This is a genomic window from Variovorax paradoxus (assembly GCF_029919115.1).
Lineage (GTDB): Bacteria > Pseudomonadota > Gammaproteobacteria > Burkholderiales > Burkholderiaceae_C > Variovorax > Variovorax paradoxus_O.
Genome location: NZ_CP123990.1, coordinates 2,924,481 through 2,939,063 on the forward strand (window position 1 = coordinate 2,924,481; position 14,583 = coordinate 2,939,063).

The 14,583-nt window shown below is 64.9% G+C and carries 16 protein-coding genes and 1 pseudogene; 8 read left to right on the top strand and 9 right to left on the bottom strand.

The window, feature by feature from the left end; genetic code table 11:
* Window positions 1-2 precede the first annotated feature (2 nt).
* The 4 genes from urtE to QHG62_RS14270 all read left to right on the top strand — a co-directional run bounded on the left by urtE (window position 3) and on the right by QHG62_RS14270 (window position 4,170).
* A complete protein-coding gene (urtE, locus tag QHG62_RS14255) occupies window positions 3-695 on the top strand; it encodes an urea ABC transporter ATP-binding subunit UrtE (RefSeq protein ID WP_281146308.1) in 693 nt (230 codons plus the stop codon).
* A 135-nt stretch (window positions 696-830) separates the two neighbouring features.
* On the top strand, window positions 831-2,090 hold the full coding sequence (locus QHG62_RS14260) for an MFS transporter (protein ID WP_281146309.1): 1,260 nt from the start codon (window positions 831-833) through the stop codon (window positions 2,088-2,090).
* A 90-nt stretch (window positions 2,091-2,180) separates the two neighbouring features.
* Window positions 2,181-3,191 carry an aldo/keto reductase gene (locus QHG62_RS14265; protein ID WP_281146310.1) on the top strand — a complete coding sequence of 337 codons (1,011 nt, stop codon included), beginning with the start codon at window positions 2,181-2,183 and terminating at the stop codon, window positions 3,189-3,191.
* Window positions 3,192-3,231: 40 nt separating this feature from the next.
* The gene (locus tag QHG62_RS14270; RefSeq protein ID WP_281146311.1) at window positions 3,232-4,170 is read left to right on the top strand and encodes a VTT domain-containing protein; all 939 of its coding nucleotides are present in this window, start codon (window positions 3,232-3,234) and stop codon (window positions 4,168-4,170) included.
* Here the strand turns inward: QHG62_RS14270 and QHG62_RS14275 are convergent, their stop codons facing one another.
* Complete coding sequence (locus tag QHG62_RS14275) at window positions 4,171-4,593, bottom strand: hypothetical protein (protein ID WP_281146312.1); 423 nt, start codon at window positions 4,591-4,593, stop codon at window positions 4,171-4,173.
* Window positions 4,594-4,671: 78 nt separating this feature from the next.
* Between QHG62_RS14275 and QHG62_RS14280 the strand changes: the two genes are divergently transcribed.
* Entirely contained in the window at window positions 4,672-6,036 is a 1,365-nt protein-coding gene (locus tag QHG62_RS14280; RefSeq protein WP_281146313.1) for a cache domain-containing protein, read from the top strand.
* An 8-nt stretch (window positions 6,037-6,044) separates the two neighbouring features.
* A complete protein-coding gene (locus QHG62_RS14285; RefSeq protein ID WP_409050536.1) occupies window positions 6,045-6,692 on the top strand; it encodes a response regulator in 648 nt (215 codons plus the stop codon).
* Between the two features lie 15 nt (window positions 6,693-6,707).
* Here QHG62_RS14285 and QHG62_RS14290 read toward each other — a convergent pair.
* The 4 genes and pseudogenes from QHG62_RS14290 to QHG62_RS14305 form a co-directional block, all read right to left on the bottom strand.
* Window positions 6,708-6,824: pseudogene (locus QHG62_RS14290) on the bottom strand (VOC family protein); the annotation flags it as partial.
* A gap of 21 nt (window positions 6,825-6,845) precedes the next feature.
* A complete protein-coding gene (locus tag QHG62_RS14295) occupies window positions 6,846-7,241 on the bottom strand; it encodes a hypothetical protein (RefSeq protein WP_281146314.1) in 396 nt (131 codons plus the stop codon).
* A gap of 127 nt (window positions 7,242-7,368) precedes the next feature.
* Window positions 7,369-8,172: a helix-turn-helix transcriptional regulator gene (locus tag QHG62_RS14300; RefSeq protein WP_281146315.1), complete on the bottom strand. Its 804-nt coding sequence runs from the start codon at window positions 8,170-8,172 to the stop codon at window positions 7,369-7,371.
* Between the two features lie 36 nt (window positions 8,173-8,208).
* Window positions 8,209-8,607, bottom strand: coding sequence for a VOC family protein (locus QHG62_RS14305; RefSeq protein ID WP_281146316.1), 399 nt, complete (start codon window positions 8,605-8,607; stop codon window positions 8,209-8,211).
* A gap of 142 nt (window positions 8,608-8,749) precedes the next feature.
* Between QHG62_RS14305 and QHG62_RS14310 the strand changes: the two genes are divergently transcribed.
* On the top strand, window positions 8,750-9,352 hold the full coding sequence (locus QHG62_RS14310) for a DUF938 domain-containing protein (RefSeq protein WP_281146317.1): 603 nt from the start codon (window positions 8,750-8,752) through the stop codon (window positions 9,350-9,352).
* A gap of 87 nt (window positions 9,353-9,439) precedes the next feature.
* Window positions 9,440-10,225, top strand: coding sequence for an SDR family NAD(P)-dependent oxidoreductase (locus QHG62_RS14315; protein WP_281146318.1), 786 nt, complete (start codon window positions 9,440-9,442; stop codon window positions 10,223-10,225).
* 17 nt (window positions 10,226-10,242) lie between these two features.
* On the opposite strand, the gene QHG62_RS14320 is transcribed toward QHG62_RS14315, so the two are convergent.
* From QHG62_RS14320 to QHG62_RS14335, 4 genes are all read right to left on the bottom strand, one after another.
* Window positions 10,243-11,811, bottom strand: a complete 1,569-nt coding sequence (locus QHG62_RS14320; protein ID WP_281146319.1) for a serine hydrolase domain-containing protein — start codon at window positions 11,809-11,811, stop codon at window positions 10,243-10,245.
* A 209-nt stretch (window positions 11,812-12,020) separates the two neighbouring features.
* Entirely contained in the window at window positions 12,021-12,818 is a 798-nt protein-coding gene (locus QHG62_RS14325; RefSeq protein ID WP_281146320.1) for an extensin-like domain-containing protein, read from the bottom strand.
* A 15-nt stretch (window positions 12,819-12,833) separates the two neighbouring features.
* Window positions 12,834-14,024 (bottom strand): PrsW family intramembrane metalloprotease, encoded by a 1,191-nt coding sequence (locus tag QHG62_RS14330; RefSeq protein WP_281146321.1) that lies wholly within the window; start codon window positions 14,022-14,024, stop codon window positions 12,834-12,836.
* Window positions 14,021-14,581, bottom strand: a complete 561-nt coding sequence (locus QHG62_RS14335) for a hypothetical protein (RefSeq protein ID WP_281146322.1) — start codon at window positions 14,579-14,581, stop codon at window positions 14,021-14,023. The genes QHG62_RS14330 and QHG62_RS14335 overlap by 4 nt, the downstream gene beginning before the upstream one ends.
* Window positions 14,582-14,583 lie beyond the last annotated feature (2 nt).

A 14,583-nucleotide genomic window follows, 5' to 3' on the forward strand; every position in this document is an offset into this window, starting at 1 on the left:
TCATGCTGACAGTCAAGAACATCCACCAGTACTACGGCGGCTCCCACATCCTGCGCGATGTGAGCTTCCAAGCAACGCTCGGCAAGGTCACCGTGCTGCTGGGCCGCAACGGCGTGGGCAAGACCACGCTGCTCAAGTCGCTGATGGGCCTGGTGCCCATCAAGAGCGGCAGCATCGAGCTCGAGGGCAAGCCGATCCACAAGGCCACGCCGTATGAACGGGCAAGAGCCGGCATCGGCTTCGTCCCCCAAGGCCGCGAAATCTTCGCGCGACTCACCGTGGAAGAAAACCTGCGCATGGGCCTGGCCTACAAGAGCGGCAGCACGCCCATTCCCGCGGAACTCTTCGAGCTGTTCCCCGTGCTCAAGCAGATGATCAACAGAAGAGGTGGCGATCTCTCCGGTGGGCAGCAGCAGCAGCTGGCCATTGCCCGCGCCCTCGCGCCCAAGCCCAAGCTCCTGATCCTGGACGAGCCTACCGAAGGCATCCAGCCCAGCATCATCAAGGACATTGGCCGCGTCATCCGCATGCTGGCCGACCGCGGCGACATGGCCATCGTGCTGTGCGAGCAGTATTACGACTTTGCCCAGGAGCTGGCCGACGACTACCTCGTGATGGAGCGCGGCGAGGTGATTGCGCGCGGCCTCGGCAAGGACATGGAAGCACAGGGTGTGCGGCAGCTGGTCGCCATCTGACCGCAAGGGGCAGAAGCCGGAAAAAGCCCATCCCGGTATCAGCCCTTCGGCCTTTGCGTATCGGCAGCGATTCAGGGTTTACCCTAAAATCGGGCTCTGCCCGTCACCGCCGGGCACCCTCCCAGGAGCCTGGCCTTGAACGCCTCCCCACCCGTGCACGATACCGGCGCGGACACCGACATTTCCTCTTCCGCTTTGTCTGCGCCGACTCGGCCCGTCAACTTCTTGCGGGCCGTGCTCGCGCTCGGCGTCGGCGGCTTTGCCATTGGCACGGGTGAGTTCGTCATCATGGGCCTGCTGCCCGAGGTGGCGCGCGACATTGCTGTCAGCATTCCGCAGGCGGGCCACGTCATCAGCGCCTACGCGCTCGGCGTGGTCATCGGCGCGCCCGTGCTCGCGGTGCTTGCCGCGGGTTGGCGGCGCCGCGCACTGCTGATTGCGCTCATGGCCATTTTTGCCGCCGGCAATTTCGCCAGCGCCATGGCCCCGGGCTACATGTCGCTCAACCTGCTGCGCTTTGCGACCGGCCTGCCGCACGGCACCTACTTTGGCGTTGCCGCGCTGGTAGCGGCCACGCTGGCGCCACCCGGCCGCCGCGCGCGGGCCGTGGGCCTTGTGATGCTGGGGCTCACCGGGGCCACGCTCGTCGGGGTGCCGATTGCCGCCTGGCTCGGGCAGCTGTTCGGCTGGCGCGCGGCCTTCGTGTTCGTCGGCATCATCGCGCTCATTGCCGTGGCGCTGCTGCGCCGCGACATTCCCGATCTGGCGGCGCCCGCAGGCGCCAGCCCCTGGCGCGAGCTTGGCGCGCTCAAGCGCAAGCAGGTGTGGTTCACGCTCGGCATCGGCGCCATCGGCTTCGGCGGCATGTTCTCGGTGTTCAGCTACATCAAGCCCACGCTCATCGAGGTGGCGGGGCTGCCGCTGGGCGGGGTGCCGTTCGTGCTTGCGCTGTTCGGCCTGGGCATGGTCACGGGCAACCTGGTCGGTTCGAGGCTGGCCGACAAGTCGCTCATGCGCACCATCGGCGGCCTGCTGGTGTATGCGGCACTGGTGCTCGCCATGTTCACCTTTGCGGCGCACAACGTGTACACGGCGGCCTTCAACGTGTTTCTCATCGGCACCACCGTTGCCATCGGCCCGGCGCTGCAGATTCGCCTGATGGACGTTGCCGGCGATGCGCAAACGCTCGCCGCCGCGCTCAACCACTCGGCCTTCAACATGGCCAACGCGCTCGGCGCCTGGCTCGGCGGCGTGGCCATTGCGGCAGGCCTGGGCTGGACTTCGACCGGATGGGTGGGCGCGCTGCTGGCGCTGGCAGGCATCGGCATCTTTGGCTGGGCGGTGATGAGCGCACGTGCCGGCACGCGGCCGGACGGGCGCCTGGAAGCCACCTGAGAAAATCCCGCGCATGCAGGATTGCGCGGCCGTGTCTATGATGACCGCCGCCCTTCCATACCTCTCTCATCTCTTCGGATCGAGACCACCATGAGCATTCCCACCACCCGGCTCGGCCGCACGGGCCTGACCGTGTCGCGCCTTGCGCTCGGCACCATGACCTTCGGCCTGCAGACCGACGAGGCCGTGTCGCACAGCATTCTGGACAAGGCCGCGGAAGGCGGCATCAACTTTCTGGATACAGCGGATGTGTACCCGCTGGGCGGTACCGTCGAAACCACGGGCCGCACCGAAGAAATCATCGGCCGCTGGCTGCAAAAGCAGGGCGCTACAGGTCGCCGCCGCTTTGTCGTGGCCACCAAGGCCGTGGGCAAGGTCGGCCCCAACAGCTGGGACCAGGGCGCATCGCGCAAGCACCTGCTCGATGCCATCGACGCCTCGCTCAAGCGGCTGCAGACCGACCACGTCGACCTGTACCAGCTGCACAGCGACGACCGCGAGACGCCGCTCGAAGAAAGCCTGGAGGCGCTGGACGTCATCGTCAAGTCGGGCCGCGCGCGCTACATCGGCGTGTCCAACTTCCTGGCCTACCGGCTGGCCCGCGCGCTCGGCAAGGCCGAGCTGCACAAGCTCACGCGCTATGTGTCGGTGCAGCCGCGCTACAGCCTGCTGTTCCGCGAAATCGAACGCGAGCTGCTGCCGCTGGCAGGCGAAGAAGGCCTGGGCGTGATTCCGTACAACCCGTTGGCCGGCGGCCTGCTCACCGGCAAATACAAGCCCGGCGCCAAGCCAGAGGAAAACACCCGCTTCACGCTCGGTACAGCTGGCGGCATGTACCAGGACCGCTACTGGAACGAGCGCAGCTTCAACACCGTGACGCAGCTGCACAAGCTCGCCGACGAGGCCGGCGCGCCGCTGGCCACGCTGGCGGTGGCGTGGGTCATGGCCAACCCGCTCATTACCGCGCCGCTGCTCGGCGCCAGCCGGCCCGAACAGCTGGACGCCACTCTCGCAGCGGCGGAATACAAGCTCGACCCGGCACTGAAGCAGAAGCTGGACGAGCTCACGGCCGAATACCGCAAGGGCGACGCACCCCGCTAGGCCGCCACGGAGTGAACCCGAAGAACCTTGCGCTGTTGCCATGGCACAGCTGATGTCGCTGCTGGTGCAGAACGCGATCGCGATCGTCTTCGCGGCGAGCTTTGCCGCGCGCCTCGGCTTGCCGGTGCCCGCAGCCGCGGTGCTTGTGGTGTCGGGCGCGTTGCTGGCGGCAGGCAACGTCTCGGTGGCAGGGGTTGTGCTGGCTGCGGTGGCGGCCAACCTGCTCGGAGACGGCGCCTGGTTCTACGCCGGGCGGCGCTTCGGCTACCGCTTCATGCGCCTTCTGTGCCGGATCTCGCTGTCGCCCGACTCTTGCGTGCGGCGCGGCGAATCGCTCATCGGCCGGTGGGGCGGCCTCTCGCTCGTGGCCGCCAAGTTTGTGCCTGGCGTCTCGGTGGTGGCACCGCCCATGGCGGGCGCGCTGGGCATGTCGGTGTGGCGCTTCATCGGGTTCGACATTGGTGCCGCGCTCATCTGGACCGGTGTTTTCCTGGGACTGGGCTGGGCTTTTCGCGATCAGATCCAGGAAGTGCTGGCCATGCTCGCCCAGGCCGGCGGTATTGCAACGCTCGCGCTGGTGGTGGTGCTGGCCGTGATGCTGGCGGTGCGCTACTGGCGCCGCCGTGCGTTCACGCGGCTCACCGGCATGCCGCGCATTACCGTTGACGAACTGCACGACCTGCTGGCCGGCGAGGTACCGCCGCTGGTCATCGATGTGCGTGGTGAGGCCGGCCTGCAGGTCGACCCGCGACGCATTCCCGGTGCGCTGCCGTACACGCTCAAGGCCCTGCAGCAGCGGCATGGAGAGCTGCCGCTTGTCGGCGGGCGCGACGTCGTTCTTTATTGCAACTGCCCCAACGAGGTGTCGGCAGCCTTGGCCGCGCGCGTGCTTCTGGCGCGGGGTGCGCGGCGTGCCCTGCCGCTGACGGGCGGACTCGACGCGTGGGTGGCCTCGGGCCGGCCGACCAGCCTGCACTGATCAGTCGAGCCGGACCATCGGGCACGACAGCACCATTCGTTCGTCCAGCGGCGAATTGCGCCAGCCGGGCAGGGCGCGCTTCTCGTAGGCCTCGAGCGACTGGTAGCCCTGGACGCTCCAGCCGTACGTGCTGTACTGCTGCGCTTCGATCACCTCGTAGTGGCACCGCCTGCTGCGCGCGGCAAGGCGAAAGGCGATCCGGCGATGGTCCGCGGCAAGGTCTTTGTCCAGCACGCTGTACCGGGTGGGCTTGCAGATGCTGAAGCTCGAATTCCATTCGATGGTCTTGGTGCGGACGAAGAGCCCGCCCGAGCATGCACGCCCCGTCCCGCTGAAAACCGCGGTAAACGGCGCGTCGGCATGGGCCGGGCCGAGGCCACCCGATAGAAGAATGGCCAGTACGGCAGCTCTGCCAATCTGCATGAATGATCTCCCGTGTGCGTTGCCGTGCCCCCGCAATCTTAAGGTTCGGGCCACGCCCGGTGGTAGTCTTGCCCACCGATGAACCTCCGTACCAAGATCGTCGCGCTGGCTGTTGCACCCCTGCTCATCGCGCTAGTGCTGGTTGCGCTGGCGGTGCGCCACCAGGAGCACGATCTTGCGCGGCGCGAGCGGGCGCTCATCGAAAAAAGCTACATGGACCAGCGGCGCAGCGAACTGCGCAGCTATGTCGACCTGGCCGTGAGCATCGTGCGCCCGCTGTACGACGCCGGCCTGGACGACGAAGAAACCCGCAACGAGGCCCTGCGCCGCCTGGCCGCACTCGACTACGGCGACGACGGCTACTTCTTCGTCTACGACATGCAGGGGCGCTCCCTCATGCATTCGCGGCAGCCCGACCTCGTGGGCAAGAACCTCTGGGAAATGCGCGACTCCCGCGGCCGCTTCACCATACAAGACCTGATTGCGGGGGCGCAGGCGGGCGGCGGCTATGTCGAATACGAGTGGCGCAAGCCCTCCAGCGAGCAGATGGCGCCCAAGCTCGGCTACGTTACCGCGCTGCCTCGCTGGAACTGGATGGTAGGCACCGGCCTTTACCTCGACGACATCGAAACCACCATGCAGGCGCTCGACCGGCAGATGAGCGCCAACGTCACCACCACGCTGCTCTGGATTGCCGGCATTGCAGCGCTGTGCCTGGGCGTGGTGAGCGCCACCGGGCTGCTGCTCAACCTCAGCGAACACCGCGTGGCCGAGGCCAAGCTGCGGCTGCTTGCCCGGCGCGTAGTGCAGTCGCAAGAAGAAGAGCGCGGCCATCTTGCGCGCGAGCTGCATGACGGCACCAGCCAGACGCTCGTGTCCGCCAAGCTGCTCATCGAATCCGCCGTAGACGCCCTCGACCGCGGCAGCCAGGCTGCGCCGCCGGCGCTGACCAAGGCGCTGCAAAGGCTCAACGATTCGCTGCTTGAAGTGCGCCGCATTTCGCACCGCCTGCGCCCGGCGTTGCTCGACACCCTTGGCCTGCCCGCGGCACTTCAGCGCCTGGGAGACGAGTTTGCGGAAGAGGGCACCATCGATGCGTCCATCATGATCGAAGGCGAGGCCTTCGAACTCTCGCAGGAAACAAAGACCGCGCTCTTCCGCGTCACGCAAGAAGCGCTCACCAATGTGCGCAAGCATGCAACGGCGCACCGCGTGCATATTGCGCTCGGCTTTTCGGACGAAGAAGGCGTGCGGCTCGAGATTGGCGACGATGGCGCGGGTTTCGACGTGGACGCCACGCAACTCGACCCGCGCCGCGGCATCGGCCTGCGCAACATGCGCGAACGCATGGAGTCCATCGGCGGGCGCCTCAGTGTGCATTCCAGTGAAGGCGGAACGACCATCGTGGCCGAAGTGCCGACCCAGAGCGCAAGGCCTGAATAGCCATCGAGATGACGATGACAGACGCTGCCTCCACCATCCGCCTCTTTCTGGTCGACGACCATCCTCTTGTGCGCGACGGCCTGCGCGCGCGGCTCGGCTCCATGCCCAACCTGGAGATCGTCGGCGAGGCGGGCAGTGCCGCCGAAGCGCTCGCGCTCGTGCAAGAGCTGCGCCCCGACCTGCTGTTGATGGACGTCGGCATGAAAGACATGAACGGCATCGACCTGGCCGCGCTGGTGCTGCAACGCCAGCCGGCGCCGCACGTGGTAATGCTCAGCATGTACGACAACCCCGAGTACGTGCAGAAGGCCTTGCAAGTGGGCGCGCGTGGCTACGTGCTGAAGGATGCGCCCGCTGCCGAGATCGTTGCCGCCATAGAAGCCGTATCAGCCGGCGGCACCTTCCTGAGCCCGGCCGTTTCCAAAAAGCTGTTTCGCAACCAGGCGCCCAAGCCGCTGCTCACCCCGCGCGAGAGTGAAATACTCACCGCGTTGGGCAGGGGCGAATCGAGCAAGCAGATTGCGCGCGACCTCGGGCTTAGCGTGCGCACAGTGGAGGCGCACCGGCAGAGCATCAAGCGGCGGCTGGGAATCGAGGGTCAGGCCGAGTTGATCAAGTATGCGGTGGAACATGCACGGGAGTTCGGCGGCGGGTGAGCCGCGGGGCTCTGGTCATACATGCGCGAGGATGTTGACCAGCTTTCCGATCGGGTCGCGAACGAAGAACCGGCGGACTCCCCAGGGTTCGTCGGTTGGGCCGTACTCGATAGAGAAGCCGGCGGCTTTCAGCATCGTCGCCCCCTTGGGCAGCTACTCCCGGAACCAGATCTTGAGCGTTACATAAACCGCATAGCTCAGCCCAAGCACCATCCAGGCAAGGAAGAACATGTTGGCCCAGTAATCGCCGGTATTTGCCGCCAGTGTGTAGACCTGCATCCCGCAAGCCTTGCCGAGGCACGGCACCTCGCCCCGAACCAGCGCGCGCAAGAACGCAAACAGAAAGTAGCAGCCGGCGGCAGCGGCCAAGAGCAATCCCACCGGCCCTGTGAGTCCTTCGGTGCGCTCGCCGTTCTCATTCCAACGCTTCTTACGAAGCAGGTTTTGCCCGTACTTGTACCAGGCAAATCCGAGCAAGAGCATCAGCGAGTAGTAAAGGGCGGTACGCATGTCGAGCGAGTCGTTGTGTTTCAAGCGGTGGTCGTGCACGCGCAATCGTACATGGCGTGGGTACCATGGAAAGCTCGCAAACCGGCTGCGAAGCCCGTGCACAGCTATCTCGAAAGGCGAAGATCAAATGGCAAGATTCATTTTGGTCGCCACGGCGCCATGCAATTCAAGTTCTGCAATGGCCACGAACCGCAGTTGGGGCAAATCCGAACCGAGCGCGAAACCTTACCGAAAAGCGCGAAGCCGATTCGTAACCGACGTTAGAGGCAATGCGCGTGACCGCGTGGTCCGTCGACTGGAGCAGAGTCATGGCAAACGACATGCGCGCATCCGTCAATACCGCTCCGAAAGTCACCCCTTCGGCGCTCAGTCTTCGCCTGAGAGTTGCTTCGCTCATGGCAAGCCGAGCAGCCACTGACGACATCGTCCACGGCTCAGAAAGCGATCCGGCAAACAGGCTCCGCAGTCTTGCCGCCATCGTTACGCTCTGCGGCGCCGCGAGCGCAACGTTGTGCAATGACAGCCACACCAATATCTCAGCCATCCTGTGCCTTGCAATTTCGGCGGGAACCTGGGGCGCGTTGGAGATTGCTGCAACGGCTCGCTCGACGGAATCTTGGAACTCCGGCCCAAGATCCCTGAGTACAGCCGCCTGGCGCAGGGGCCTCGCTTCGCGTCGATCTTGCGCGAAGCCCTCGATGAGCGCCTTGTCCCAAAGGAGCCAACGTGCTTCAAAAAGACCATGTGCAGACAACTGGTTGAACACGTCGAAGCTCTGCCCGCCGGCCAGCACGACGGCATCGCCGCCCTCCAGGCTCCAGCGGCGCTGGCCGGACTGGAGCGTTTTCTTGCCGTGCCGCAGGAGTATGAGCGCGGGGCTGTCGAGCGCGAGCTGGCTGATTCGGAGCGTGCTGTGCTGAACGACATTTGCCGTGGTCCCGATTTCCGGTCGCGAGATCAGCGACCTCACCAAGCTTCGCTTCGTCACTGCCAATATCGATGAAGGCTAGGCGCGCACTCGATGAATGGCACAAAGCTTGTTGCCGTCGGGGTCGCGTACATAGGCAAGGTAATACCTTCCCAAGGCGTCATCGCGCAGTCCGGGCGGATCTTCGATGGACACGCCGCCATGTGCCACCGCCACGTCATGAAACGCTTTCACCAACTCGGGAGTCGCGCATTTGAATGCGATGGTTCCTCCGTTTGCGCACGTGGCAGGTTGGTTGTCGATAGGCTCGCTGATCCCCAGCGTGCTTCCATCGTGCCGGTAGAACAGCCGGACATGACCCGTTGCTGCAACATTGCGCACGGGTCCGCCCTGTGCGCCGATTACGGCAAGAACCGCATCGTAGAAGCGTTTGGAGCGTTCGATGTCGTTGCTGCCAACCATGACGTGATTGAACATTCGTTTGTCCTTTCCGGCTTGCGAAGAATTGAATGGTCGAGCGAGTTTAGGCATGCATTGAAAGCGCCCGAAGCGCAGAATCGCTCACTTTTGGTGCCAATCCGATCATATTGTTCCCTCTGTCCGTCCAGGACCACCTCGAATGCCAGACCTCCCTCACAGCCCCGCCGCAGACCGCAACAAGCAGCCCATCCTCGATGCATTGATCCGCATCCTCGGCGAACGCGGCACCGCCCTGGAGATCGCATCGGGTACGGGCCAGCACGCCGCCTGGTTTGCAGCAGCAATGCCCCAATGGACCTGGCAACCCACTGATGCGGATGCCCGCATGCTTACTCCGCTCGCAACCCGCGTCGAACAAGCGGCGCTGTCGAATCTGCGGCCACCGCTCCTGCTCGACGTGACTGCATCCCAATGGCCGTTGCAGGGCCATGCGTTCGACGCGATCTACTGCGCCAACATGCTGCACATCGCGCCTTGGGCCGCATGCGCCGCACTGATGCAAGGGGCCGCGCGGCACCTGCTTGCCGGCGGGTTGTTGATCACGTATGGGCCTTACTTCGAAGAAGGCGTGACACCGGCGCCGGGCAACCTGGCGTTCGACGAAGACTTGCGTTCGCGAAATTCCACCTGGGGCATTCGCCACCTGAGAGACGTGACAGCGGAAGCCGGCGCAGCGGGCCTTGCGTTGCACGAGCGGCATGCATTGCCCGCGAACAATTTGCTTCTGGTATTCGGCCGCTAGTTCATTGCATGGAACGGCCATGCTGCGCCGTTGGCGGCAGGCGCACAATTCCGTTTGATATCACTTCCCTTTTCGGTAGAACGTTTCATGACCGATATCTCCACGACTCCCTCGCGCATCGCTGTCATCACGGGCGGCGCCCGCGGCATCGGCCGCTGGTTCCTCGCGCATGGCTACAAGGTCGCCTTGCTTGACATCGATGCGCCCACGCTCGAAAAAGCGATAGCCGATCTTGCCGAGCCCGAGAGGGTGCTCGGCGTGCACTGCGACGTCTCGAATCCGTCGCAGGTCGCCAGCGCCGCCAAGTCCGTGGTCGAGCGCTTCGGGCATGTCGATGCGCTGGTCAACAACGCCGGCGTGGCGGTGTTCAAGCCCGTGCTCCAGACTTCGTTCGAAGAGTGGCGCACGGTGCTCGGTACCAACCTGGACGGCGCTTTCTTGTGCACGCAGGCGTTCGGCGCGCTGATGGTGGAACGTGGGCGAGGTGCGGTGGTGAACATCGCCTCCATTTCGGGCCTGCGCGCGAGCACGCTGCGCGTTGCGTATGGCACCAGCAAGGCGGCACTCATTCACCTGACCAAGCAGCATGCAGTCGAGCTGGGCAACGCCGGGGTGCGCGTCAACGTGATCGCGCCGGGGCCGGTCGAGACCGAAATGGCCAAGCTCGTGCACACGGTGGCCATCCGCTCCGACTACTACGACACCATTCCGCTCGGCCGCTATGGCACAACCGAAGAAATGGCCAATACGGTGGGCTTTCTGTGCAGCGATGAAGCGAGCTTCATCAACGGCCAGGTGCTTGCGGTGGACGGCGGCTTCGATGCTGCGGGCGTGGGCTTGCCGACCTTGCGCAAGGGGCCGACCGCGTCCTGAATACCCGTTGGCGGGTGTCAGCGCACGCGTGGCACCGCAGCGGTCAGCAGTGCAAGTGCCTTGTTCAGCGTCGGGGTAGAAAACGGCGAGCCCTTGGAGTGCCCGATCCGCACCACGATGAGATCGTGCGACGGAATCACCAGCACATATTGGCCTCCCGCGCCAAGCATGTAATAGGCCGACGTTGGCGCGGCCAGTGAGTTCATCCCGTTGATCCAGAAGAAGCCGCCGTAGATCGGGCGCTTGTCCGCGGCCCAGGCCGGTGCAACGCTGCTCACGAAATTGACGAACCCCTCGGGAAGAATGCGCTCGCCGTTCCACACGCCGTCTTGCAGGTACAGATTGCCCAGGCGAGCCCAGTCGCGTGCCGACATGAAATCGTAGCCCTGCGTGAGAAAATTGCCGTAGGGGTCGGTCTCGATCACCATCGAGCGGATGCCGATCTTGTCGAATAGCGCGCGCTGCGGAAACGACAGGTACTCTTCGCCGCGCTTCTCCACCGCAAGGCGCACCAGGTAGTTGGCAAGCACGGGGTCGGTGTTGCGGTAGCGTCCCACCGCACCGCGCGGCCATTGCTGCGGGCGGGTGGCAGCATAGTTGAAGGCGTTGATGCGACCCGTGTAGTAGTAGGTGTGATCGGGGTACGTACCGTTGGGATCAAAGTCCGGATCGTCCGGCGCCTTGATGCGCAGTCCGCTCGACATCTGCAGGATGTCGGAAATCTTGATCTGCTGACGGCCATCCCCGCCACCTTGCCACTCGGGGATCGGCGCCGGCTGATCGAGCTTGTACTCACCCTGCTTGATGAGCACGCCCATCATCGTGGCGACGACGCTCTTGCCCATCGACCACGATTCGAGCGGCGTGCTTGGTCCGATGCCATTCATGTAGCGCTCGGCGATGATGCGCCCTTTGTGCGTGACCACGAACGCCGCCGTGTAAGCCTCTGGCACGCCAAAAGCCGCCTCGACCGCCTCGTTCACCTTCGCCATGTTGACTTCCGCAGGCGGCGGGTCGCCGGGCAACACGTCGCCCATTGGCCAGGATTGGGTCGTCGGGTCGGGCAGGGCGCTCTTGACCTCGACGGGCGTGAAGAAAACATCGTCCCTGCCCGCAGGCAGCGTGACACAGCCCTGTGACCCAAAGTGGCGCGCCACGAGCGTCGGACCGTTGGGAATCGAAATGCGTACCTCCCGCTTCGCGCGATCCACCACGGGCTTGCCGACGTTCTTGCGCTGCTCGTAGGGCCCCACGAAATAGCCGAGGCTCTCAGCGGCAACATCGGGGTCGACGCCCGTGATGAACACGGCGGAACACATCGTCTTGGCATAGCCGGAGGTGTGATGCTCCAGCACATTGCCGGGTGGCGGCACATAGGATGTGTTCAGTTCGAGCGCCCGTGCCCGGGCAATGAGCGCCTCGCGCTCCGGCAGCTGGGCCGTCGTAGGCGGGGGTGTCACCGGAACACCGATGACTCCGCCGCCTCCGCCCCCACCGCCGCCACCACCACCACAGGAGGCCAACAGGGCTGCCAGGCTCAGTGCCGTGGCGGTCGCGGCAAGGAAACGGCGGATCGAACAATACATTGGCGGTCCTTGAAGAGCTTCGTGGTGGGGAGCTGCGATGGGTGTTTGCCTTGCGCAAATCAACACGGGCGGCATTGTGTGCGAATCCGATGCGGCCGCCTAGCTCTTTTCAAGACGGGCGCACGCGTCGTAGTTCCAAGGTTCTCACCCCTGCCACAAGGCGCATCAGCCCTTGTGCCCCGCGGCGCGAGTTTCAAGCGAATCCGTCGCTAGCGGCACACGCCGTACCCACCGGTCTCCAGGTGAAAGTGGTCGCTATGCGCGGCGTTGTAGTCGGGGCCCAGCACGCCATTGAAGAACCGGCATGCGCCGCGGTGCGCATCGAGCAACAGCAGGGCGGCCGAATCGTTCGTGCTCGCAGCATCGGCCGCGCCGCTGCGAGGCCAGGCTTGCAGTACCGTGATGCGCCTGCCGCTCGCCAGCGTCAGGCCGGCAACATCGAGCGCATCGGCCGTCGCGTGCCGACTGCGCGAAGCACCCGGCACGGCACCTTCGCCGCGGTTCACGTTGCGGCAGGCGTAGCTGCCCAGGTGTTCGATGGCCACCACGGGCTGATCGAAGTGCTGAATAGCGGCCGGCTGCAGCGCGTACCTCTCCCACATGAAGAAGGAAAGCGCCATGGGGCAGCTCAGCGAAGGCGCCGTGCCAAGGCGCACGCCGGCCGAGCGCAGCCTCACCGAGTTTGTGAAGCCGCAGCCCGGTGCGGTGACGCGGTCGGGCAGCAGGTCGTACTGCATGCCGGTTTGCGCCAGCGCAGCAAGACAGCGCGCAGGTTCATTGCGTGCGCGCGAAAGCTTGAAGCCGGTCAGCCAGTCGGGCGCCGCCGCCACATCGAGCGGAGCCCACGGATTGAAGCGCTCCGGAATCACCAGCCTGCCGGTAGCAACACCCCACGCGGCCAGCAGAGGCGCAGCGAGCGCAGCGCACACAAACGCCGCGCCGAGCCAGCGCTTGCGGCCCGACGGTTCCAGCTTTTCTTCTGGATTGTCTGAAGGATCCAAGGCCATGGTCCATTGCCTGCTTCAGCGTGGAGCTTCCATGAGCGGATCGAGCATCGCGCGCAGCCGCCTTATCGCTACCTCGTGCCGCAGCGTCTGCGCCCCGCGTCCATAGGTCATTGCCTTGCGAATGAGCCGCAGCTGTTCGCGCTGCAGCTGGGTCTTCAGGCGCCTTGCCCGCAGGCCGAAGGTCCAGCCGATTTCCATGCGAACCTTGTAGCGCAGCAGAGGCGCGCCCAGGCGAATCCACTCGTCGTCGCGGATCAGTTCCCGCTCGGGCACAAAGTAGGCCGCAAGCGCATGAAGATAGGTGCCGTTCTCGCGAGCGGCAACGCGCCAGAAGATCCCGGCCGCAATCATCGCGGGAATGCCCTTGACTACAAGCAGCACCGCCATCTCGCCATAGCCGCCGCCAAAAAGATCTTCAAGCCACGGCGAGTTCCAGATGAAATGCATGGCCCACGCCAGCGCAAAGCAAAAAAGCGCGCAGCCGATTCTTGCCGCCATGGGCCGCTCGGGGTGCAGCAGAAACCACGCCACCCCAAAAGATGCGATGGTGGTGTAGGCCGCATGGCTCCAAAGCCCGCTCAGCAGCCCGCGCGTCAGCAGGTTGAGCAGCACCGGGTACACCTGGTTCTCGAGCGGAAAGTGCAGCGAGGCGTTGAGGGTGTAGGTGAGGTTTTCGACCACCTGAAAGCCCAGCCCCGCCATGGCACCGACGATGAGCACCGAGAGGTAGGTCTGGAACTGGTTGCGCGCCACGAGAATCAGCAAGACCACACCGGCAAGCTTCAGGAACTCCTCGGTAATCGGGCCCGCAATGGCCGGCCCCCAGACTGCCACGAAGTCAGGCGACACCAGCTTGGCGCACAGGCTCTGTATGGCAATGTTCGCAGGCGCGGCAAAGTACACCGCCCCCAGGCCGCCCCACGCAAACGCCAGCACAAAGGCTTCGGGCGGATGCTGCTCGAGCAAGTCGAGCGTGCGAAACACCACAAGAAAGACCAGCGTATAGATGCCCCACACCAGCAGGCCAAGCAGCGCCGTAACGGGAACGACACGGAACCCGACCGAGAACATGTTGAAGGTATAGAACAGCCCATTGGCGATGAGCGCGGCCAGCAGCCAGAACGCCGCGCGGCGCGGCTGGAAGAACGAATCGGTGCCCACCGGCCATTCGCCGCGGTCCTGTTGCGGGGTGAGTTCGAGGCTCATTGCGGGGCTTCCAGGTCCATCGACTCGAGCATGCCCCTCGCATCGGCCATGGCATCGTTCAGGCCTTCGCTTGCGCCGTAGACGTCGATCTGTACGAGCGACCGGCGCTGCAGGTCGACCACCTGCCAGAACCGGCCCGCCAGCTTCGAACCATAGTAGGCGAAGGTCTTGCCCTGCAGGCCCCATGGGGTGACAAAGCCCGACACATCGCCGTCGATCTGCAGGCCTTGGCCCCGCTCCATGAAGCGCTGTTGCCGCACCAGGGGCCCGTCGGGCCCACCTGCCCATTGTCCCGTGGTCACCAGGAACTTGTGGCCGCCCTTGAACAGCATCAAAGACCTGCCGGCCCTGGAGCGGGACACGTCCATTTCCCATCCTTCGGCGGGTACGAACCGGGCGTGCCCGACCGAGACGGTTTCACCCGCGGGCAGCGGCCGGCTTCCGGGTGTGCGGCTGTCCCACAATTTCAGGCCACCCACATAGCCGGCAATGGCGAGCAGTACGGCAAGCGCGCCTGGCCAGGTGCGGTAAGGAATGCGGCGTGACGGTTCGGGCATGT